Below are 19,300 nucleotides of genomic sequence, written 5' to 3'. Positions count from 1 at the left end.
GGAGCGCAATTGGATGGTGGAGCTGGGAGGAGGGGAAAGCAGGCTGATCTGGCGCCAGGCGCTGCCCGCCGTCTTCACCAACTGGGGTCTGCTGTGGCAGGGCGTGCGCGCCGGCGTCCCCGACGACGCCTACCGCGCCGGCACGGTCGTCACCACCGTGCGCGCGGACGCGGAGGGCGGCGAGCTCGGCTTCGCCGACGGATCCACCGAGCGGTTCGACCTGCTGGTCGGCGCCGACGGCCACCAGTCGCGATTACGCCGCCTGGTCCACCCCGAGGCTCGGCTGCGCTACGCCGGATACGTCCTGTGGCGCGGCACCTGCGACGAGAACCTGCTCACCGACCCGGTGCTGCGCGAACTGACCCGGCGCGGCGCCGTGACCGCGTGCTTCGACGGCGGCCACGCCATCCTGTACCGCATCCCGGGCTTCGAGGGCGGCGCCACTCCGGGCGGACGCCTGCTGAACTGGGGCGTCTACGGAGGGCTCCCCGACTGGTTCCGGCTGGAGGGCGAGGCCTGGATCCCGCCGGGACGGGTGACCGACGACCTGGCCCGCCACCTGCTCGGGCTCGTCGACGAACGCCTCTCCGGCGGCTGGCGCGAGCTCGTCCGCAGGACCGGCACCCCGGGCATGGCCATCCAGCCCATCTTCGACGTCACCACCCCCACGTACGTCTCGGGCCGGGTCGTGCTCATGGGGGACGCCGGTACCGTCGCCCGCCCGCACACCGGCGCCGGGGCCGTCAAGGCGCTGCGCGACGCCCTCGCCCTGGAACGCATCGCCGGCGAGCACGACACCTGGGAGTCCGTGCTGGCCGCCTACGACGCCGAACGCTCCCGAGAGGGCAACGCGACCGTCGAACTCGGCCGCCGCATCGGACGCGCCCAGGTCGAGGACACCCCGCGCTGGGCCGAAATGACGCGGGCCGACTTCCAGAGGTGGGTGCAGGAGACGGTCGCGAACCGCTCGCGCTACCTGTACCCCGAGCTGGGGGACGACTGAGGGGGCTGCGTGGCACTACCACTGCCATCATCAACGCTCTCTGGGACTCCTCCTCCTCACAGCGCACACTGGGGATCGGTAAGGGGAGGGACACCTGATGGGGACCGGTAACACCTACGCGCGCCGCATGACCCCGTGTTCGGGGGCGGCGCGATGCACGTGATCGTCATCGTCGCCGGTGTCGTCGGAGCCGTCCTGGTCCTGATGGTCTGGCTCAGCGTGCTGCGTACCGTGCTCACGCCCCGGGCACGGTCCTCACAGGTCGCCCGCGCGACGCTCCGCGTGGTGGCCCCCTGCGTCCTCGCCGTCGCCAAGCGACTGCCCCGCCGCGACTCCCGCGAGCGCGTCCTCGACATGTGCGCGCCGGTGACGCTGTTCGGCATCGCCGGCGTCTGGGTCGGCGCGTCCCTGCTCGGGTTCTCCCTGCTCGGATGGGCGCTGCACGGCCTGGCGACGGGCACGGTGGCGTGGTCGGAATTCCACGTGGCCCGCTGGCGGGGCGGTCCGCTCGCCGGGCTCGTCTGGGTCTCCGAGGCGCTGCTGCTCGCCGCCATCACCACCTACATCATGCGCTTCACCGACGCCTACGGCCGCCGTGAGCGGGCCGTCGCACGGCTCGCGGGCCGCGTCGTCAAGCCGCAGGACGCCGACGCCCTGCTCGTCGCCTACCTGCGCACCGGCTCGCGCGACCACCTCGACACGATGTTCGGCCAGTGGACCGACTGGATGACCGACGTCGAGACCACCCACGTCGCCTACCCGGCCCTGACGTTCTCCCGCCCGGTCGGCGATCTGTGCTGGCTGGAGGCGGCGGTGACCGTCCTCGACATCGCCGCGGTCACCGAGGCCGTGGCGCCGTACTGGGCGCCGCCCTGCACGCGGGCGCTGCTCACCACCGGCTCGCGGTGCATGCAGCGCCTGGCCGCGGAGTTCTGCCTGGTGCTGCCGCGCGCCAGCGTCAGCCTGCAGGGGCGCGAGGAACGCAGCTTCTCCGACACCCTGCGCGCGGCGCAGAACGTCGGGCTGCCCGCCGAGCGCGACGAGCAGGAGGCGTGGCTGGTCTTCCAGAGCCTGCGCACCCGCTACGCGCCGCACGCCCACGCGATGGAGACCCACCTGCTGTACGACGAGATCGGCATGGCCTGGGCGGACGACGATCTCGGAGACCTCGCCGAGGACGGTGACACAGGTGTCACAGGTGTCACCGAGTTCGGCCGGTACGACGGCAGAGAGGGCGACGGCGGTGGGGTGACGCCCCGGTGGCCGGACAACGGCAAGGACACGGCCCGTAGCTGACGGCGCCCTCGTACGGATGCGCGCGAACGGACCCGGAGGGGAAGACTGGAAGCCGGAGACGGCGCCGAAGGCCCGGCGCGACGACAATTGACGTGAAGGCGGCCGCCCCGCCCGCCGGTCCCGCCTGCTGAGGCGCCATGGCGAGGCCGGCGGGATCGGCGGTACGGGTCGTCAGTCCACGAGATCGCCGACCGTGGTGAGCTGCGTGCCCGCGGGCACGTCGTCACCGCTGCGGACGGTCAGCCGCGGGTCGACGGTGACGCCCGTCAGGCGCGTCCCCGGCTGGACGATCGCCTCGTGGCCGAGCGCCGTGAAGCCGTCGAGCGCCGTCACGGCCTGGAGCGAGGACTCCACGCACGCCATCATCCCGACGTGGGTGTCGAACAGCCGGGCACCGGGGCCGATGATCGCCCCGTCCAGGCAGGCCACCCGCTCCAGATGGCACCACGCGTGCAGGTCGACGCCGTCGCCGACGTACGAGTCCCGCACCACCACGCCCGGGCCGATCTCGACGTCCCTGCCGATCCACACGTTCGGGCCGATCCGGACCAGGCCGGTGGCGATCTTGGCGGCCAGCGTCATGCCGCTCACCTCGTCGCGGCGCGCCAGCGAGGACGGGTGGATGGTGGGGGTGCCGGTGCCGCGCAGGCTCGGGTACCCCCCGGACAGCGCGTCCACCAGGGTCATCAGGTAGTCGCGCGGGTTGCCCAGGTCGCCGACCTTGGCGATCGGGCTGTGCCGCACGGGATGGTCGTTGGAGACCAGCCACGGCAGCAGATCCCTGCCCCAGTCCAGCCGGAGACGGACCAGCGCCGCGAGCGCGGGTGTGGCGGCCAGCTCGCGCAGCCGCCGGCAGTCGATCACGTACAGACCGGTGCTGATCGGCACCCGGGACGGGTCGGTCACCATGGCGTTGATCACCTGGAGCGGTGGCTTCTCCACGAACTCGCGGATCCATCCCTCGTCGTCGGCGACCATCGTGCCGTAGGTGCCCGCCACCTCGCGGGCCGGCCGGTGCACCGTGGCGACCGTGACCAGCGCGCCGCTGCGCAGATGACCCTCCACGAGTTCGGCCAGGTCGAACTCGAAGAGGGAGTCGGTGGGGAAGACCACGGCGAGCCCTTTGAGATTCCACTCTTCCGCGACGCTCAGCGTGGCCTGGCCCGATCCCGTGTTGCACCTGTCGGCCCGGGCCCTCGAATACTGGACGCGGACGCCCAGCGTCTCGCCGTAACCCAGCGCCTCCTTGACCTGATACCGATTCTCGCGGCCGTTGGCCGCGATATAGAAATTCTCGACGCCCTGCTGGTGAAAAGAGTTGATCTGCCATTCGATGAGCGGACGCCCGATGAAAGGGACGGTCGCCTTGCTGCGCAGGTATCCCGGGCCTTCGAGCGTCAGCGGGCGGGCGCGCACGCCTCTGCCCCCTGCCAGGGCTATTCCGGTGATCTCAGACACCCAAGCCCCCGGGCGGGAGCGCGTTACGTCGGCGGCTTCGTGTGGTGGGCGGTGTGTCGCCGGCCGGGGCGCCGCTCCGGCTCGGTGCGGACGCTGCGGGCGGGTGCGCCATGGTGCCCCCTGAGAACGGTGATGAGGAGGACGCGCTTCATTGTTATCATTCACCGTTCGGCGGCCAGATCGGCCGTGACCATATTTGATGACATTGCGTCAGGTCGGGTCGAGTTCGTCACCACGGAGTTTATCGTGATCGTGGGTGACCGTCCACGCTTTTCCCGCGACTAAAGGCGCCGAAGTCCTCGCCCTGCAGTCCGCGACCGTTCACCCTATATCCATTCACGAACGTCGGTAATATCGCCGAAATGATTGCGTGCGATGACCGGAACATTATTGTGCGTCACCGGCGGCGGCGCCGGAGCGCCGCCGCCGTGGCGTGTCACTTGGACAGGTACAGGGTCTTCCAGCTTCCGGCGTAGAGGCAGTTGAGGGAGGGCTTGGAGGCCTTGCGCTCGGAGCAGACCTTCAGCTCCACCTGGTACACGTCGTGGGACGTGAACGAGAAGGACTTCGGCGAGCCGTACGAGCAGTCGAGGATGCTGCGGTGCTTGAAGGGCAGGTTGCCCGTGTCGTCCCGGTAGGTGATGCGGAAGACCGCCCACCCGCAGCTCGACGACCGGCTGAGGTCGTAGACCTTGCCCGAGATCCTCACGGTGTCGGCCGTGGGGATGACCTCGTGGTCCTCGCCCGTGAAGGCCAGCACCCCCAGCGCCTTGGCCCGCTTGCCCGGCGCGTAGTACGCACCCCAGTTCTTGGCGGCGGCGCTCTGGGCGGGGGAGTTCTGGGCGGTGGTGCTCTGGGTGGCGGTTCCGGCGGTGACAGCGTCCGACGCGCCGGTCGCGGCCTGCGCGGCGGCGGGGGCGATCGCGACGATGGCGGCGGCTATGGCCAGGCCGGTGAGGGTGCGGGTGATCGTCATCGGAGCGGTCCTTTCGTGCTCTTTCTCGATGACCACAGTGTGGCCCGCCCCGCTTTCAACCCCCTTGAAGCACATTGCGACGCGCTAGCACGACACTTGCCTCACCTCACCGCCCAGACAGACCAGACCCCCATCTCCCCCATCTCCGCCCCTCCTCCTGCTCGGCGACCGGATGAACCAGAGGACCACCCTCCGGCTTCTGCGACGTCCCGCTCCGAGTCGGAGGCTCGACGGGCCAGAGGGGCCCTCTCCCTGCCTCCGCGCTCTTCAGCCCGGTCGAAAACCGGATGCGCCAGAGAGCCGCCTCCCCGCCTCTTCCTCCGGGTCGGGGTGGGATGGGTCAGAGGGGTCGTCTCTCGCCACTTGGGTCCTTGACCCCGATCAGGGGCCGGTGGGGCCGTCTTCCGCCGTCCCGGTCGCGTCGCGCGCCGTGATGGTGGCGTCGATGCTGCCGGTGAGGAAACGCCGGATCACCACGCGCTCCTCGTCCGTGAACCCCTCGAAGGCCGCGGACAGGTGGCGGGCGAGCGGGGAGAAGAAGCGTCCCGCCAGCGTGACGGCCTGATCGTGCAGGGCCAGCTCCACCTTGCGGCGGTCGGTGGCGCTGCGGTGCCGTTCGACGTGCCCCGCCCGCTCCAGCCGATTGAGCAGGGCGGTGGTGGCCGGCGCGCTGAGGTTGAGCGCGGCCCCGAGACCTCCGGGCGTGAGCGGCCTGCCCTCCGTGATCGCGTCCATGATGACGACCACCGCGTTGAGGTCGGTGCGATGCAGGCCGTGGTCCTCGGCGAACCGCTCGACGAACCGGTCGAGCTCCACGTTGAGGCGTCGCATCAGCGTCATCAGCTCGAACGCGCTCACGCCGTCCTCGTCTGGCGGGTGCGCCGGCACGTCGCCCTCCTCCATGTTGCCGAACCGCGCGGTCGCGACCTACTCTTTCCGCCGTAGAAATATTCCATGATGGAAAGAGTCGCGATGAGACGAGCCGAGCATATTAGGTGGGCGGCCCTGTGGAGCGCGGGTGGCAAGTGGGCGACCATCGCCGTGGCCCTGGTGCTCTCCGGTCTCGCGCTCTCCTTCGGCGGGGCCGCGAAGGTGGCGACGGATCCGGCCGCCGCCCTGCCGGACGGCGCGGAGTCGGCCACCGTCCTACGGCTGCAACAGAAGCTGCCAAGCGGGAGGCTCCTACCCGCCCTGGTGGTCTACAGCCGCCCGGGAACCCTGACCGCCGAGGACAAGACCGCCATCCGAACCGACGCCGCCCGACTGTCCGACCTCGCTGCCAAGGAACGAGTACCGCCACCCGCCATGCCCCCGCGCGTTCAGACAGGGGAGGACACCGCTGGGACAGGGGTGCCGTCGCCCGTCATGCCCCCGCGCGGGGAGGGGAAGGTCGGTCCCGGGGGACGGGTGCCGTCGCCGACCTTCTCTGCGCGTGGGGAGGAGGGTGAGGTCGCCCCCGAAGGGCGGGTCGCGCCGCCCGTCTTTTCCCCGCGCGGCGACGTGGCGCTGGTGATCGTCCCGCTCTCCGCCGACCTGCCGAACGTCCGGCTGGCCGACGCGGTCGGCCGGATCCGCGCCGAGGCCCGGGCCGGCCTGCCACCGGGCGCGCGCGTGGAGGTGACGGGTGGGGCCGGCTTCAAGGCGGACCTGACCGCCGTCTTCTCCGGGGCCGACGTCACCCTGCTCGCCGTCACGGCGAGCGTGGTCGCCCTCCTGCTCCTGCTCACCTACCGGAGCCCTTGGCTGTGGCTGGTGCCGCTGACCGTGATCGGGGTCGCCGACCAGGCCGCCGCCAAGATCGTCGCATTCCTGACCCGGACCACCGGCCTGACCGTCGACGACTCCACGCTCGGCATCACCTCCGTTCTGGTCTTCGGTGCCGGCACCAACTACGCGCTGCTTCTGATCGCCCGCTACCGCGAGCAGCTCCGCGTCCACGACGATCGCCACGTGGCGATGACGGCCGCCGTCCGCTCGGCCGCCCCGGCGATCCTCGCCAGCTCGGCCACGGTCACCCTCGCGCTCGGGACGCTCGTCTTCGCGCTGTCACCGTTCAACCGCGGTATCGGCCTGGCCGGCGCCGTCGGCATCGTGACCGCGGTCGTGTACGCCCTGCTCGTTCTCCCCGCCGCGATGGTGATCTTCGGCAGGGCCCTGTTCTGGCCGTTCGCCCCGAGATTGGGCCGGCCCGATCCCGCGCGCACCGGCCTGTGGTCCCGCGTGGGAACCGCCGTCTCGCGCCGACCGCTCGTCATGGCCCTGGGGAGCATGGCCGTACTCGCCGTGCTGACGCTGGGCGTGACCGGCATCCACAGTGGCCTCTCCCAAACCGAACAGTTCCGCGAGCGCGTAGAGGCCATGGCCGGCCAGGAAACCCTGACCCGCGCCTTCCCCGCCGGCAATGCTCAGCCCGTCCCGTCCGAAAGCCCCCAGCCCGTCCCGGCTGACAGCCCTCAGGCGGCCCCGGCTGAGAGCGCCCGGCCCGTCCCGGCTCGCAGCGCTCAGCCGACCCCGGTCGGGAGTGCTCAGCCCGTTTCGGTCGGGGGTGGTCAGCCCGTGGTCGTGATCGCCCGTACCGCCGCCGCGGAGCGGGTGCGCGCCGCGGCCTCGGGCGTCTCGGGTACGCGGGTGATCCTGGGGGAGCGCACGCCCGAGTACACCCGGGTCGACGTCGTGCTCGCCGCGCCCCCCGGTACGGAGGCGGCCTTCCAGACGATCAGGGAGGTGCGGACCGCCGTGCACGCCGTCCCGGGCGCGGACGCGGTGGTCGGTGGCACCGACGCCGCAGACCTGGACGAGCGGGACGCCGCCGTCCGCGACCAGAAGCTGATCATGCCGCTGGTGCTCGCGGTGGTACTCGCCGTCCTGCTGGTGCTCCTACGGTCGGTCGTGGCGGCCGTCACGCTGGTGCTCACCGTGGTCGCCAGCTTCGCCGCCGCGTTCGGGGCCGGGTGGTTCGCCTTCACCCACTTCTTCGGCTTCCCCGCGCTCGACCTCTCCGTCCCGCTGCTCGCCTTCCTGTTCCTCGTCGCGCTCGGGGTCGACTACAACATCTTTCTCACGACCAGGGCGAGGGAGGAGACGTCACGCCACGGCACCCGCCAGGGCATCGTCACCGCCCTCGCGGTCACCGGCGGCGTGATCACCAGCGCCGGAATACTGCTCGCGGCCGTGTTCGCCGTGCTCGGGGTGCTGCCGCTGATCACGTTGACCCAGATCGGCGTGATCGTCGGCTTCGGAGTGCTGCTGGACACCCTGCTCGTCCGCAGCGTCCTCGTCCCCGCACTGGTCACCCTGCTCGGCGACCGCTTCTGGTGGCCCGGCGACCCCCGCAGAGGCGGTTCGGACGGCCCCGCCTCCTCCGGTCCGTGAGCTCGTTGCTGCCAAAGCCGTCTCAGCGGTCACCTGTCCCGGCCGTGCGGGGCGTTCCAGTCCAGTAAGGGGCCGGCCGGGACGATACGCGTGGGGTTGATCTGCGGGTGCGTCGTGTAATAGTGCCGCTTGATGTGATCGAAGTCGGTCGTGCCCCCGAAGGCCGGGCGCTGGTAGAGATCTCTGGCGTACGCCCACAGGTTGGGGTAGTCCGCGATGCGGCGCAGGTTGGCCTTGAAGTGGGTGGCGTAGACGGCGTCGAAGCGCGCCAAGGTCACCCAGAGCCGCACGTCCGCCTCGGTGAGCCGGTCTCCGAATAGGTAGCGCCCGGTGGCGAGGCGCTCCTCCAGCTCGTCCAGCGTCGCGAACAGCGCCGTGACGGCCTCCTCGTAGGCCTCCTGGCTCGTCGCGAACCCGCAGCGGTACACCCCGTTGTTGACCGTGCGGTACACGAGGTCGTTCAGCGCGTCGATCTCCGGCCGCAGGTCGACGGGGTAGAGGTCGACGCTCGTGTCGGCCCACCGCTCGAACTGCGTGCCGAGGTCGATCGTGATGTCGGGGAAGTTGTTGCTGACGATGCGGCCCGTCTCGCGGTCCCAGAGCACCGGCACCGACACGTGCCCGTCGTACCCGGGCTCGCTGGCCTCATACGCCTCCCTCAGCAGGGTGAACCCGTTGACCGGATCGGCGCCGAACCCCCGCCCCTCCCGGAACGCCCACCCCCGCCCGTCGCGGACCGGATCGACCACCGACAGCGAGACGACGTCCTCCAGCTTCTTCAGGGCCCGGACGATCACGGAGCGGTGCGCCCACGGGCAGGCCAGCGACACGTACAGGTGGTAGCGGCCGGGCTCGGCCGGATAGCCGCTACTGCCGTCGGCCGTGACGCGCCCCTGGAACCGGTACGTCGGACGGTTGAACGCCCCGTCGGCGGCGGCCGGCGCCTTGCTCTTGTAATCTCCGTAATCCCCGTGGACGGCGAAGTCCACAGGGCTCGCGACGGTCGCTGCGTTCGTCACGGCTCGCTCCTCCCTGCGTCGTGGCCCACCCCGCACGCGGGCCCCGTCCCAATCATCTCCGGCCCCCGGCACCCCGCGCGCACGCCCGGACCGAATCTGTGGATATCCAGAAAAGAGGCCCGGACCTGTGGACAACGGTCGGCGCGCGTGTGATCAAGCGCTATGGGCCAGGATGGCCGCATGGACACCCGGGAAGCGGCCGAGCGGTTCGCGCGCACGTGGCAGAGCGGCTGGGCGGCCCACGACGCCGGCCTCATCGGCACCCTCTTCGCCGAGGGCTGTGTCCATCGCTCGATGCCGTTCCGCCCGGTCCACCGGGGCCGTGTGGAGGTCCTGGACTACATCCGATGGTCCTTCGCGAGTGAAAGGGCCACGGACGTCCGCTTCGGCGTCCCGATCGTGGACGGGGACCGCGCCTTCGTGGAGTATCGCGTCTTCCTCGTCGAGAGCGAAGGGGACAAACCGGTGACGCTGGCGGGCTGCGCCGTCGTCCGCTTCGGCGAGGACGGCCTGGCGGTGGAGGTCCGCGACTACTGGCACGTCGCGGACGGCCACCAGGACCCGCAGGGCGACCTGTTCCTGTGACGGACCGTCCGCGGGCCCGTGAGGGGCTTCGAGGGCATAGGCTGGCAGGGAGTTCCACGGCCAGGTGAATCGCCGAACGGTTCCCTGACCAGGCGGGCTCTCCACGTCGTCGGCATCGCACCCCCGTGCGCCGCCGTGGCGTCCAACTTCATCATGTAGTGGCGGTCCGGATTCGTCCGGCCCCGTCCGTGCCTCCTCGCACGGGCGCGTGAGCCCGTACGGGAGCGCGGCCGACCCGTCGGCGCGCGCTTTGGGTGGACCAGGTGGGTCAACCACTTGGCCCCAGTCATCGCGCCGCACTACGCTTTGTCGCAGATCATTCCGCCCTGTGTCCGCGGAGCTTCCTCAAACGGAGGTGGCACCGCCATTGGCACGGGCGTTGACCATGTCAAGCGCACGTCTAGCGCGCTGTGGCTTCGCATATCGTCGGCCGCGCTCGCCGAACCCCGCCGTTCCCCGGACGGTGTGGCCGGCGTGCCCGGTGCCGTCGGTGTCCGATTTTCGCCCCCCGGAACGCCGCGCGATCCGGGCTGTTCGGCTTGCCTCTCCCCGGATGCCCCCGAGAAGGGGACTATCGTGCCCGATTTCGGGCAGAAGCATGGCGGAAACGCATGCCTCTCCATGACCGCGCCGGCACTGGGGTGAGGGTTCAGCAAGAGGAATGGAATATGACACGTATTGATCCGGAGGCCCTCGTCGCGAGTCTGAGGGGCCTGCAGAAAGCCTCGGAGGCCACCGGGGTGGTGCACCACTTGGAGCGCATCGTCCAGGTGGTGGACCGCCTGTTCGGCTATGCCGGGGCCGGCCTGATGTTCGCCGACGAAGGGAAGACGCTGCGCTACCTCGTGACGACCGACGAGGCCGGACGCAGCCTTGAGCACGCGCAGGCGGCCTTGGGTCGCGGGCCGTGCGTGTCGGCATATTTCAACAACAATGCGGTGACCACGAGAGACGTCCAGAACGACCAGCGATGGCCTGAACTGGCCCCGCTCTTGGACCCGAGGGTGCGCGCGGTCGCCGGGGTGCCCGTGCGCTTGGGGGACGGCCCGGTGGGCACGCTGAACGTCTACCAGGCCGAGCCGCACGATTGGGAGGAGTCGGACACTCAGGCGTTGCTCGCCTACGCCCACGTCATAGAGGAGGTCCTGGCGGCGGCGGTGAAGGCCGAGGAGAAGAGCGCGCTGGCCGACCAGCTGCAGTACGCACTCGACTACCGCATCGTGATCGAACGGGCGATCGGCTACCTCATGGGCAAACACGACCTCACGGCCGCCCAGGCGTTCACCGGCCTGCGCAAGCGGGCCCGTGACAGCCGGCGCCGCGTGGCCGACCTGGCGGCCGAGATCCTGGGCGAACAGGCGCCCCCGGGCTGAAGGACCGGCCGATCGTGATCATGGTGACGCCGTACCGTCCCCCGGCGGACGGGGCGATGAGGGTGACTCTGCACGGCGACCTCGACGTCGAGGGCGCCGCCGAGTTGCGCCGCCACCTGCCCGTGCTGCTCGCCCGCCACCGTGCCGGCCACCATGCCCCCGCCCACCCCCTCCACGTCGACCTCGACCTGGCCGATGTCACGTTCCTCGACTGCTCGGGTGCCCGCATGTTGCGCTGGCTGGACCTCTGCGTACGCGGGCACGGGGGCACGTTCACGATCGTCCGGCCGTCCGCGCGGGTGCTGCGCCTGCTCAGGCTCCTGGAGTTCGACCACGGGCTGCCGATCGTCCACGACGAGGACGCCGGCGACGTCGCGCAGGCGAGCTGGCGCATCACCCGCCTGCGGCACATGTGCCCGGACCTCGCGCAGAGCCCCAACTGATCCCGGCTACGCTGATCCGTAATGTATCGACTGCTCTTCGCACAGGTGCTCCGCCGCTTCGACGCCGAGACCGTGCATCACGTGACCATCCGCGCGCTCCGGGTGCTCTCGGTCGCGCCCGTGGCCAAGCGGCGCCTGTACCAATGGCTGGCGCCGCGGGACGAGGCGCTGCGGGTGAAGGCATTCGGCGTCCATTTCCCCAGCCCCTTCGGGCTCGCGGCCGGGTTCGACAAGGACGCGGGCTGCGTGGAGGCGCTGGCCGCGTTCGGCTTCGGGCATGTCGAGGTGGGCACGATCACCGCGCACGCCCAGCCGGGCAACCCCCGGCCCCGGCTGTTCCGGCTGGTGACCGACCACGCGATCGTCAACCGCATGGGCTTCAACAACCAGGGAGCCGACCAGGCCGCTCGCCGGCTGCGCCGTCCCCGGAGCGTGCCCGCGGTCGTCGGCGTGAACATCGGCAAGACCAAGGTCATTCCGGAGGAGCTGGCCGTACGGGACTACGTCGCGGGCGCGCGCAAGCTCGCCCCTCTGGCCGACTACCTGGTCGTGAACGTCAGCTCTCCCAACACGCCGGGGCTTCGCGACCTTCAGGCCGTCGAGCTGCTCAGGCCCCTGCTGAAGGAAGTGCTCCAGGCGGCCGGGCGCACCCCGCTGCTCGTGAAGATCGCCCCTGACCTGGCAGACGAGGACGTCGACGCCGTCGCGGACCTGGCGGTCGAGCTCGGGCTGGCGGGGATCATCGCGACCAACACCACCATCGGCAGGCAGGGCCTGTCCAAGGCCGAGGCCGCGGGGGCCGCCCAGACCGGCGGCCTGTCCGGGCGGCCGCTGAAGGCCCGCTCGCTGGAGGTCCTGAGACGGCTGCGCGCCCGCGTGGGCGACCGCGTCGCCCTCGTGTCGGTCGGGGGCGTCGAGGACGTCGACGACGTGTGGGAGCGCCTGCTGGCGGGCGCCACGCTGGTCCAGGGGTACACCGGGCTGATCTACGAGGGGCCCCTGTGGGCGTGGCGCATCAACCGAGGCCTGTCGCGGCGGCTGCGGCGCCACGGGTACAAGTCGGTGCAGGACCTGGTCGGCCGCGTCGCCGATTGACGGCCGTCGTACCATACCCTGGCTAGGTACCTTGGGCCGGAAGGATGGGCGAATGACCACCAGCACGTACACCGTCACCGGAATGACCTGCGACCACTGCGTCCGCTCGGTCAAGGAGGAGGTCGGCGAGGTCCCCGGTGTCACGACCGTGGACGTCGACCTCCCGACGGGCCGCGTCGAGGTCTCCGGCACCGCCCCTCTGGACGACGAGGCCATCCGCGCCGCGATAGCCGAAGTCGGCTACGAGGTGGCCTGACCTCCTTCGAACCCGGCTCCCTTCACTCCAGACGCCGGCTGCGTGCCGTCGGCCTCTCACTTCGGCGCGTGCGCGACTTTCGGCATCCGTTAACCCCATCCCCCTCCCCTCCGACTGTGCAGGGTGACGGAGGACGCGATGACCGATGAACTGCTGGTGGTACGTGCCCAGTTGGGCGAGCGGACGGAGCTGGCCGAACTGGTGGCTCGCTGGAGGGTGCCGCTGTGGACGTACGTGCGGCGCATGCTGGATGCCGAACGGGCCGACGACGTGAGCCAGGAGATCTGGCCGGCCGTGATCCGCGGCCTGCCCGGGCTCCGGGCACCCGGCCGATTCACACCCTGGCTGTTCACCATCGCCCGCCGATCGGTGACAGATCGCCTGCGAACCGAGTACGCCAGGGCGGCGGAGATCGCGCCTGACACGTTCCTCACCGAAGACCATGAGCGGATCGGGCCCGCGCTACGGGCGGCGAGGGGCGGAAGGGTTCACCAAGGCTCCAGCGGAGCCGGCCACCGGCTGGGAGCGTTCGGCTCCATGGAGGGCGCCAGGCGATAACCCTTGGGGTGAGCGGGCGCCTCAGGAGGTGAGGCCAGGGGCCCTCTCCTGGCCGAGGGCCTGCTCCTGGCCGAAGGTGATCACGATGTCTCTGCCGTTGGCGTAGCTGACCACAGGTCGCTGGAGCGTGGCGCTCACCCTGTGGGCGACCCGCTGGAAGAGTTCCACCATCTCCGGAGTGTCGGCGGTCACCCTGAACCGCCCGCTCTCGACAAGATGCTGGGCGACGAGCGGGACGAAGTTCACCTCGGCCCGGACTTTCTCCTCCGCACTCAGTGGGGTGCGCCGCGCCGCGGCCTGCGTGTCGAGCGGGTGGCTCATCCTGGATCTCCTCCTGATCGCCGTCCGCCTAGCATGCCACCCCCGCGTCCCCTCCGGACCACTACCGACCAGACCGCGACAACGCGGGACGTACTGACGCGGACCACCTCCTCGCCCGCGCAAACCTTGATGCCCCGCCTGGCGGCTCCCACCGAGTTTCGGATGCGTGAGTTCCTGCCGGATGGCACGTCTCCACCGATGTCGAGATACGGACACGCACGCCGTGCCTGATCACCGTGACCACCAGGCCGCCGTCACGTGGTTCGACCGGAAGGCCGAGGATCTTGGCCCACTGCCGGACCGTGGCCTTCCGCTGGACAAGATCTTCGACCAGTGGAACCGCGAGAATGCCGGTGTCTACGAGATGCCACGCCAGCCGGATCGGCCCCGGATTCTCCCTCTCAAGATCGGCCATGGCGTCGACCGAAGGCCCAGGCCCGGGTGGCAACCGAAGTTCTCTCCTGCCCGCTGACTGCAGCGCGGCGTTCACGGCGTCGCGTAAACGAGCGAACCGACGCAGATGCGTGCGAACGGTGACCGGAGACCTGCCGACCTGAGCGGCCGCCTGATCTAACGTCACCCCAGAAGCGATCAACGGTGGCATGCCAACTGGTGTCGGAAGCGGGCCCATCAGCCACCATCGCCGCGTTCGGCGGGCTGTGGAACGGAAGTCCTCGTCGCCCCGGAAGCGTTTGTTCAGCGTCGCGGCACTCACGCCGAGACGACGGACGGCCGCTCTGTACGTCGCCCTCGCCGAGCGTCGTGCGAAAGCAGTCTTCGGCCCGGACGCCAAGCCGGGTCACCAGCTGCTCGGGGGTCAGGTCGCGGACATAGGTGAAGCAGTGGGCATCCGCCAGATCGGGAAAGCGCTTGTCGCCGGGGGTGCGATCATTCCGCCATGTTCGTAGTACCGACCGAAACTGATGAATGGTGATCTGCGCGAATCAGGCGAATATGCCCCTGACCAGGTTGTACACGGTAGGGACGTTGAGTTAGGCCAACGCATTGTTCTAGAATCGCACGCGTGGCGGTAGAGGAGAGCGACCGGATCGGGCGGCGCATCACCGATGCCCGGCACCGCGTGGGGCTGACGCAGGCTCAGCTCGCGGCGGCGATCTCCATCGACCGTTCCGCGCTCGCGAAGATCGAGAGCGGCTCGCGGCGTGTCACCGCGCTGGAGCTGTCTCGTATCGCTGACACGCTCGGGGAGCGGATCGAGTGGTTCATCAAGGAAGCGCCGGCCGCGATCGTCTCTCATCGCAACCTCCAGGATCCCGGCGCGGTGAGCCCCCAGATCGACAGGTTGGTCGAACATCTGGCCCGCAACGTCGAGTTCACGGTCGGCCATGATGACAAGCTACGCCTTGAGTCCCGGCAACTCCCGCGCCCGGACTCGGCGGCCGCCGCGGAACTCGCGGCTCAGGAGGCCCGCAAGCTGATCGGGCTCAATACCGGCGAACCATGCGCCGGTCTGTCCATTCGCGCCTCCGAGATCGGACTGCTCCCCTTCAGCATCGACCTCGGCCCCGAGGCGGCCGACGCCGCGTCCCTGCTCCTGAGGACGGGAGGCGTGGCCCTCGTCAACGGCAATCTCCGGGTCGGACGCCGCCGTCTCGCCCTGGCCCATGAGCTGGGGCACTACCTGTTCGCCGACGAGTACACCGTCGACTGGCGTGTCGCCGAGCGCGACGGGGACGAAGCGTGGGAATCACGGCTCGATCGGTTCGCCCGCGCCCTTCTGCTGCCGCCTCAGGGATTGAAAGCTGCTTGGAGCGCGGCCAACGCGAAGGCGAACCTGCGCGCGGCGGCAGTGAAGATTGGCAGCTGGTACCAGGTCGACATGTCCACGCTGGCGCGCCGATTGCTGGAACTCGATCTGGTGAGCCCGTCGAACGCCCACGACATCCGCGCGGTTCGCACTACCAAGGCCGACATCGTCGAGTTCAACCTGGTCGTCGCCGAAGAGCTCACTCCTCCGCACCTCGCGAAGCGGTACGTGGAGTCGGTGCTGCGGCTCTACCGGAGCACCACCATCTCCGCAGCCCGTGCGATGGACCTGCTCGTGGATACTTGGTGCGAAGACGATCTCCCGGCACTCGACCCACTCCCGGAGAGCGCAATCTGGAAGTTTGTCTCCTAGCCGATGGACGCTTCTCAGGTACTGGTTTTCGACACGGGCCCGCTCAGCCATTTCGCCATCAACAACTGGCTCGGCGTGCTGAAGGCCGTGGTCGGCGACCGCCGGGCCGTGATCCCCGACGTGGTCGTAGACGAACTGGAGCAGGGGAAGAACCGCGACAGCCGGATCGCGCCCGCGTTGACGGCGAACTGGATCGAGCACCGGGAGTTGTGCAGTCCTGAAGAGATGGTCGCCTTCGGACGATTCTCGGAACTGCTTGTAAGAGGAGATCGCAATCGAGGCGAGGCGGGTGTCCTCGCGCTCGCGCACACACTGAACGGTGTGGCCGTCGTGGATGACGGCGCCGCCCGCAAGGCCGCGGAGACTTACAAGATCACGTACCGTCCGACCCTGGCCCTGCTGTGCGATGCCGTCGACAACGGACTGCTGACCCTCGCCCTCGTAAGCGCGCTGGCCGATGATCTTCTTTCCAGCGAGTACCGTCTTCCCTTCGGCCCCGGTGGGTTCCTCATCTGGGCCAAGCAGAACGGCCGCTTTCCCGACGAGGCGTGAACTCCCTGAGAGGCCACCGGGCCGCCATCTCTGGATCTGCAGGTGTGAGTTGGCCATCGAGCAGGTGCTCAGCCATGCTTCAGCCTGGAAGAACAGCCCGAGCTGAGCGAGGACGTTTCTGGGTGTGGCGGTGCCTCAGTAAGGGCTAGCTGAGGCTGGGGCGGGTGGAGTCTGCCTCTTGGGTCAGTTCTTCGAGGTGGCGCATGACGTCGCGGACCTGGACCTTGCCGGGCTGGTGCATGCGGTCGCCGGTGCCGCCGCGTTGCCAGGGGAGGGGGCCGGTGAGGGGGCGGTACTCGACGCCGTAGGCGTCCAGGCGGCGGAGGTGGGCCGGTAGCGCGGACGCGAAGCCGTCGGCGTCGCCGGACCAGGTGATCTGGGCGACCGCGCAGCCGCGGGGCCAGGCGCGGTAGTCCAGCGTGCGGGCGTCGGGGATGCGCTCGGTCCAGAGCTGGAACTGCGCGCCGAGCACGTGCGCGGACTCCTCCGGGCGGAAGGACGGCGGCGCGGGCGTGAACGCGGTGACGTCGTCCAGCGTGATCGTGTCGCCGATCGCCGCCGGCTCCTCGGGGGAGGACGACTCGGCGTAGTCGAAGTACAGGGGGAAGACCGAGGTCGCCACGATGTCGTGGCCCGCCGCCGCGGCCTGGCGGCCGACCTCGACGCCGCGCCAGGGCATGACGATCGTGTCCTGACGGAGCCGGCCGCTGACGAACGCCTCGTCCCAGACCACCGCGCGCGAGCCGAGCCCGGCCAGCACGTCGGCCAGCGCGCGCAGGAACCAGGCGTGCAGGTCGGAGGGGGCGTCCAGCCCCAGCGAGCGCTGGTAGGCGGTGATCTCGGCGGAGGACGCCCAGGCGTCGAGCACGCACTCGTCCCCGCCGATGTGGAAGTACGGCACGGAGCCGATCGCCTCGATGATCTCCGCCAACACCGTGGCGAGGAAGTCGACCGTTTCCGGCAGCGGGGAGAGGATCGCGGGGGAGATGCCCCAGCGGTCCAGCACGTCGTGGCGCTGGGAGGGGTCGGCGCCGAGGTGCGGGTACGCCGCGAGGACGGCCGAGGCGTGGCCGGGCACGTCGATCTCGGGCACCAGCGTGACCGCGCGGGTGCGGGCGTAGGCGGCGATCTCGCCGAGGTCGGCCAGGGTGTAGTAGCCGCCGTGCGGGGTGTCGTCGAACGCGGACTCGCCGCGGAAGGGCTTGGTCGTGGTGCGCGCCCGGTGGGAGCCGACCTCGTGGAGCAGCGGGTACGCCCGGCTCTCGACGCGCCAGCCCTGGTCGTCGGCCAGGTGGAGGTGGAGGCGGTTCAGCTTGTGCGCGGCAAGCAGGTCGATCATGCGGAGCACTTCACGCTTTGGCATGAAATGTCGGGACACGTCGAGGTGGGCGCCCCGCCATGCGAACCGGGGCGAGTCCTCCACCCGCCCGCACGGGACGGTCCACCGCACGCCTGGGACGGCCACGGACCGGAACGCCTCCGCCGGCAGCATCTGCCGCAGGGTCTGCCCGGCGTACAGCGCGCCCGCCGCGCCCCCCGCGACGATCTGTACGGCCTCAGGAGTCACTGTGAGGGCGTATCCCTCGACGCCGAGGGATTCGTCCATCTCGACGGTGATCGGCCCGGTACGTGTCTCTGAGAGCCCCTCTGTGCCTGCCTCCGCGACCGCCGGGGAAGTCGCGGGCCTTGGATCGGCGTGCCCGAGGTCGAGTACGGCCAGCGCCACCCGCAGCGCGTCCACGAGATCGGCCGGCCCCGATACGGAGGTCCGGGGGAGGAACTCGAACGAGCCGGAAGCCGTTTCGACGACGCGAGGACGCGGGATCAGGTCACTCATAACTACAGATCATGCCAAAGTCCCCAGATGGATCGCGCGACGTCTGCGGGGCGGGCTGTTCGCGGTGGCTGGGGTTCGGTTGGTGGCGGTCAGCCCAGGTAGTCCTGGAGGCCCTTGGCCAGGGAGTCGGCGATGCGCTGGCGGAAGGCCGGGTCCTTCAGCTTGGCGGCGTCGCTCGGGTTGCGCATGTTGCCGGTCTCGATGAAGACCTTGGGGACGGTCGACAGGTTGAGGCCGCCCAGATCGCTGCGGTAGTCGAGCGCGTTCTTGCCGATGTAGGTCGAGTACGGCATGCCGGTGCCCGACTTGTACGCGTCACGCAGCGCGAGGCCCAGCTTGGCGGACTTGCCCACCACCGGGTCGACCGGGCCGCCGATCTTCTTCGGCATGATCACGTGGAAGCCCCTGGCCGAGGCCGGCGCGCCGTCGGCGTGGACGGAGACCGCCGCGTTCGCGTGCGCCTTGTTCCCGATGGCGGCGCGCTGGGTGATGCACGGGCCGACGCCGGTGTTGTCCGTGCGGGTCAGCTTGACGGTGGCGCCCTTGGCCTTCAGGACCTTCACCATGCGCTTGGCGACGTCCCACGTGAAGGCGGCCTCGGAGTAGCCGTCGTCGGTCGCGGTGCCCGTCGTGTCGCAGGGCTTGGACTCGGTGATGACGTTGACGTTCTTGTTGATGATCTCCGGGTGGCGGTAGTTGCCGCCGTTGTGGCCCGGATCGATCACGATGACCTTGCCGGCCAGGGGCTTGGCCGGCGTCGGAGCCTCGGCGGCGGCCGCCTCGGCGGCCGTATGGGTGGTCGCCTCGCCGGCCGTGCGGACCTCCGTGGACGCGGGCCGCGCGGACGCGCTCCTGATCTCGGCGGTGCGGGCGGAGCCGGCGTCGGCGGCGTCCTGGCCCGCCGCGGCCCCGCAGGCCGAAGCGCCCAGCCCGCACAAGGCCAGGAGCGTGACGGCCAGTGCTCGACTGGTCACGATGATCCCCTTCGCAATACGACGTCTCGGCTCCAACCTACG

At 70.2% G+C, this 19,300-nt stretch carries 18 protein-coding genes; 11 read left to right on the top strand and 7 right to left on the bottom strand.

What is annotated here, in order from left to right:
* Positions 1 to 13 precede the first annotated feature (13 nt).
* Positions 14 to 1,003: an FAD binding domain-containing protein gene (locus tag DQ384_RS36110; protein ID WP_245967033.1), complete on the top strand. Its 990-nt coding sequence runs from the start codon at positions 14 to 16 to the stop codon at positions 1,001 to 1,003.
* Between the two features lie 153 nt (positions 1,004 to 1,156).
* Complete coding sequence (locus tag DQ384_RS36105; RefSeq protein ID WP_147269011.1) at positions 1,157 to 2,299, top strand: hypothetical protein; 1,143 nt, start codon at positions 1,157 to 1,159, stop codon at positions 2,297 to 2,299.
* Between the two features lie 171 nt (positions 2,300 to 2,470).
* Here the strand turns inward: DQ384_RS36105 and DQ384_RS36100 are convergent, their stop codons facing one another.
* From DQ384_RS36100 to DQ384_RS36090, 3 genes are all read right to left on the bottom strand, one after another.
* Positions 2,471 to 3,757, bottom strand: coding sequence for a sugar phosphate nucleotidyltransferase (locus DQ384_RS36100; RefSeq protein ID WP_114033376.1), 1,287 nt, complete (start codon positions 3,755 to 3,757; stop codon positions 2,471 to 2,473).
* Positions 3,758 to 4,193: 436 nt separating this feature from the next.
* On the bottom strand, positions 4,194 to 4,733 hold the full coding sequence (locus DQ384_RS36095; protein ID WP_114033375.1) for a hypothetical protein: 540 nt from the start codon (positions 4,731 to 4,733) through the stop codon (positions 4,194 to 4,196).
* 381 nt (positions 4,734 to 5,114) lie between these two features.
* Complete coding sequence (locus tag DQ384_RS36090) at positions 5,115 to 5,621, bottom strand: MarR family winged helix-turn-helix transcriptional regulator (protein ID WP_220183321.1); 507 nt, start codon at positions 5,619 to 5,621, stop codon at positions 5,115 to 5,117.
* Between the two features lie 84 nt (positions 5,622 to 5,705).
* On the opposite strand from DQ384_RS36090, the gene DQ384_RS42460 reads away from it, so the two are divergent.
* Entirely contained in the window at positions 5,706 to 8,105 is a 2,400-nt protein-coding gene (locus DQ384_RS42460; protein WP_220183320.1) for an MMPL family transporter, read from the top strand.
* Positions 8,106 to 8,134: 29 nt separating this feature from the next.
* Here the strand turns inward: DQ384_RS42460 and DQ384_RS36080 are convergent, their stop codons facing one another.
* Positions 8,135 to 9,124 carry a glutathione S-transferase family protein gene (locus DQ384_RS36080; protein ID WP_181871600.1) on the bottom strand — a complete coding sequence of 330 codons (990 nt, stop codon included), beginning with the start codon at positions 9,122 to 9,124 and terminating at the stop codon, positions 8,135 to 8,137.
* A 180-nt stretch (positions 9,125 to 9,304) separates the two neighbouring features.
* Here DQ384_RS36080 and DQ384_RS36075 point away from each other — a divergent pair, with 180 nt between their 5' ends.
* The 6 genes from DQ384_RS36075 to DQ384_RS36050 all read left to right on the top strand — a co-directional run bounded on the left by DQ384_RS36075 (position 9,305) and on the right by DQ384_RS36050 (position 13,434).
* On the top strand, positions 9,305 to 9,709 hold the full coding sequence (locus DQ384_RS36075; RefSeq protein ID WP_114033371.1) for a nuclear transport factor 2 family protein: 405 nt from the start codon (positions 9,305 to 9,307) through the stop codon (positions 9,707 to 9,709).
* Positions 9,710 to 10,377: 668 nt separating this feature from the next.
* A complete protein-coding gene (locus tag DQ384_RS36070; RefSeq protein ID WP_181871599.1) occupies positions 10,378 to 11,082 on the top strand; it encodes a GAF and ANTAR domain-containing protein in 705 nt (234 codons plus the stop codon).
* Positions 11,083 to 11,102: 20 nt separating this feature from the next.
* Entirely contained in the window at positions 11,103 to 11,525 is a 423-nt protein-coding gene (locus DQ384_RS36065) for an STAS domain-containing protein (RefSeq protein WP_245967040.1), read from the top strand.
* A gap of 21 nt (positions 11,526 to 11,546) precedes the next feature.
* Entirely contained in the window at positions 11,547 to 12,620 is a 1,074-nt protein-coding gene (locus DQ384_RS36060) for a quinone-dependent dihydroorotate dehydrogenase (protein WP_114033368.1), read from the top strand.
* A gap of 52 nt (positions 12,621 to 12,672) precedes the next feature.
* The gene (locus tag DQ384_RS36055; RefSeq protein WP_114033367.1) at positions 12,673 to 12,876 is read left to right on the top strand and encodes a heavy-metal-associated domain-containing protein; all 204 of its coding nucleotides are present in this window, start codon (positions 12,673 to 12,675) and stop codon (positions 12,874 to 12,876) included.
* A gap of 138 nt (positions 12,877 to 13,014) precedes the next feature.
* Positions 13,015 to 13,434 (top strand): RNA polymerase sigma factor, encoded by a 420-nt coding sequence (locus DQ384_RS36050; RefSeq protein WP_114033441.1) that lies wholly within the window; start codon positions 13,015 to 13,017, stop codon positions 13,432 to 13,434.
* A gap of 21 nt (positions 13,435 to 13,455) precedes the next feature.
* On the opposite strand, the gene DQ384_RS36045 is transcribed toward DQ384_RS36050, so the two are convergent.
* The gene (locus DQ384_RS36045; RefSeq protein ID WP_114033366.1) at positions 13,456 to 13,755 is read right to left on the bottom strand and encodes a hypothetical protein; all 300 of its coding nucleotides are present in this window, start codon (positions 13,753 to 13,755) and stop codon (positions 13,456 to 13,458) included.
* Positions 13,756 to 14,779: 1,024 nt separating this feature from the next.
* Between DQ384_RS36045 and DQ384_RS36035 the strand changes: the two genes are divergently transcribed.
* Together DQ384_RS36035 and DQ384_RS36030 are read left to right on the top strand one after the other, a co-directional pair.
* Complete coding sequence (locus DQ384_RS36035) at positions 14,780 to 15,895, top strand: helix-turn-helix domain-containing protein (RefSeq protein WP_114033364.1); 1,116 nt, start codon at positions 14,780 to 14,782, stop codon at positions 15,893 to 15,895.
* Positions 15,896 to 15,898: 3 nt separating this feature from the next.
* Positions 15,899 to 16,447: a PIN domain-containing protein gene (locus DQ384_RS36030; protein WP_114033363.1), complete on the top strand. Its 549-nt coding sequence runs from the start codon at positions 15,899 to 15,901 to the stop codon at positions 16,445 to 16,447.
* A 145-nt stretch (positions 16,448 to 16,592) separates the two neighbouring features.
* On the opposite strand, the gene DQ384_RS36025 is transcribed toward DQ384_RS36030, so the two are convergent.
* On the bottom strand, positions 16,593 to 18,284 hold the full coding sequence (locus tag DQ384_RS36025) for a beta-N-acetylhexosaminidase (RefSeq protein ID WP_114033362.1): 1,692 nt from the start codon (positions 18,282 to 18,284) through the stop codon (positions 16,593 to 16,595).
* 89 nt (positions 18,285 to 18,373) lie between these two features.
* Positions 18,374 to 19,258 carry an N-acetylmuramoyl-L-alanine amidase gene (locus tag DQ384_RS36020; protein WP_114033361.1) on the bottom strand — a complete coding sequence of 295 codons (885 nt, stop codon included), beginning with the start codon at positions 19,256 to 19,258 and terminating at the stop codon, positions 18,374 to 18,376.
* Positions 19,259 to 19,300 lie beyond the last annotated feature (42 nt).

The sequence above is a fragment of the Sphaerisporangium album genome, from assembly GCF_003323745.1.
GTDB lineage: Bacteria > Actinomycetota > Actinomycetes > Streptosporangiales > Streptosporangiaceae > Sphaerisporangium > Sphaerisporangium album.
This window is presented reverse-complemented; position numbering and strand designations above follow the sequence as displayed.

What these genes read in the sequence shown, in the direction of transcription:
- DQ384_RS36060 (WP_114033368.1), top strand. Translation starts at nt 11,547, where the DNA reads ATGTATCGACTGCTCTTCGCACAGGTGCTCCGCCGCTTCGACGCCGAG.
- DQ384_RS36050 (WP_114033441.1), top strand. Translation starts at nt 13,015, where the DNA reads ATGACCGATGAACTGCTGGTGGTACGTGCCCAGTTGGGCGAGCGGACG.
- DQ384_RS36030 (WP_114033363.1), top strand. Translation starts at nt 15,899, where the DNA reads ATGGACGCTTCTCAGGTACTGGTTTTCGACACGGGCCCGCTCAGCCAT.
- DQ384_RS36075 (WP_114033371.1), top strand. Translation starts at nt 9,305, where the DNA reads ATGGACACCCGGGAAGCGGCCGAGCGGTTCGCGCGCACGTGGCAGAGC.
- DQ384_RS36070 (WP_181871599.1), top strand. Translation starts at nt 10,378, where the DNA reads ATGACACGTATTGATCCGGAGGCCCTCGTCGCGAGTCTGAGGGGCCTG.
- DQ384_RS36045 (WP_114033366.1), bottom strand. Translation starts at nt 13,755, where the DNA reads ATGAGCCACCCGCTCGACACGCAGGCCGCGGCGCGGCGCACCCCACTG.
- DQ384_RS36095 (WP_114033375.1), bottom strand. Translation starts at nt 4,733, where the DNA reads ATGACGATCACCCGCACCCTCACCGGCCTGGCCATAGCCGCCGCCATC.
- DQ384_RS36110 (WP_245967033.1), top strand. Translation starts at nt 14, where the DNA reads ATGGTGGAGCTGGGAGGAGGGGAAAGCAGGCTGATCTGGCGCCAGGCG.
- DQ384_RS42460 (WP_220183320.1), top strand. Translation starts at nt 5,706, where the DNA reads ATGAGACGAGCCGAGCATATTAGGTGGGCGGCCCTGTGGAGCGCGGGT.
- DQ384_RS36105 (WP_147269011.1), top strand. Translation starts at nt 1,157, where the DNA reads ATGCACGTGATCGTCATCGTCGCCGGTGTCGTCGGAGCCGTCCTGGTC.
- DQ384_RS36055 (WP_114033367.1), top strand. Translation starts at nt 12,673, where the DNA reads ATGACCACCAGCACGTACACCGTCACCGGAATGACCTGCGACCACTGC.
- DQ384_RS36025 (WP_114033362.1), bottom strand. Translation starts at nt 18,284, where the DNA reads ATGAGTGACCTGATCCCGCGTCCTCGCGTCGTCGAAACGGCTTCCGGC.
- DQ384_RS36065 (WP_245967040.1), top strand. Translation starts at nt 11,103, where the DNA reads ATGGTGACGCCGTACCGTCCCCCGGCGGACGGGGCGATGAGGGTGACT.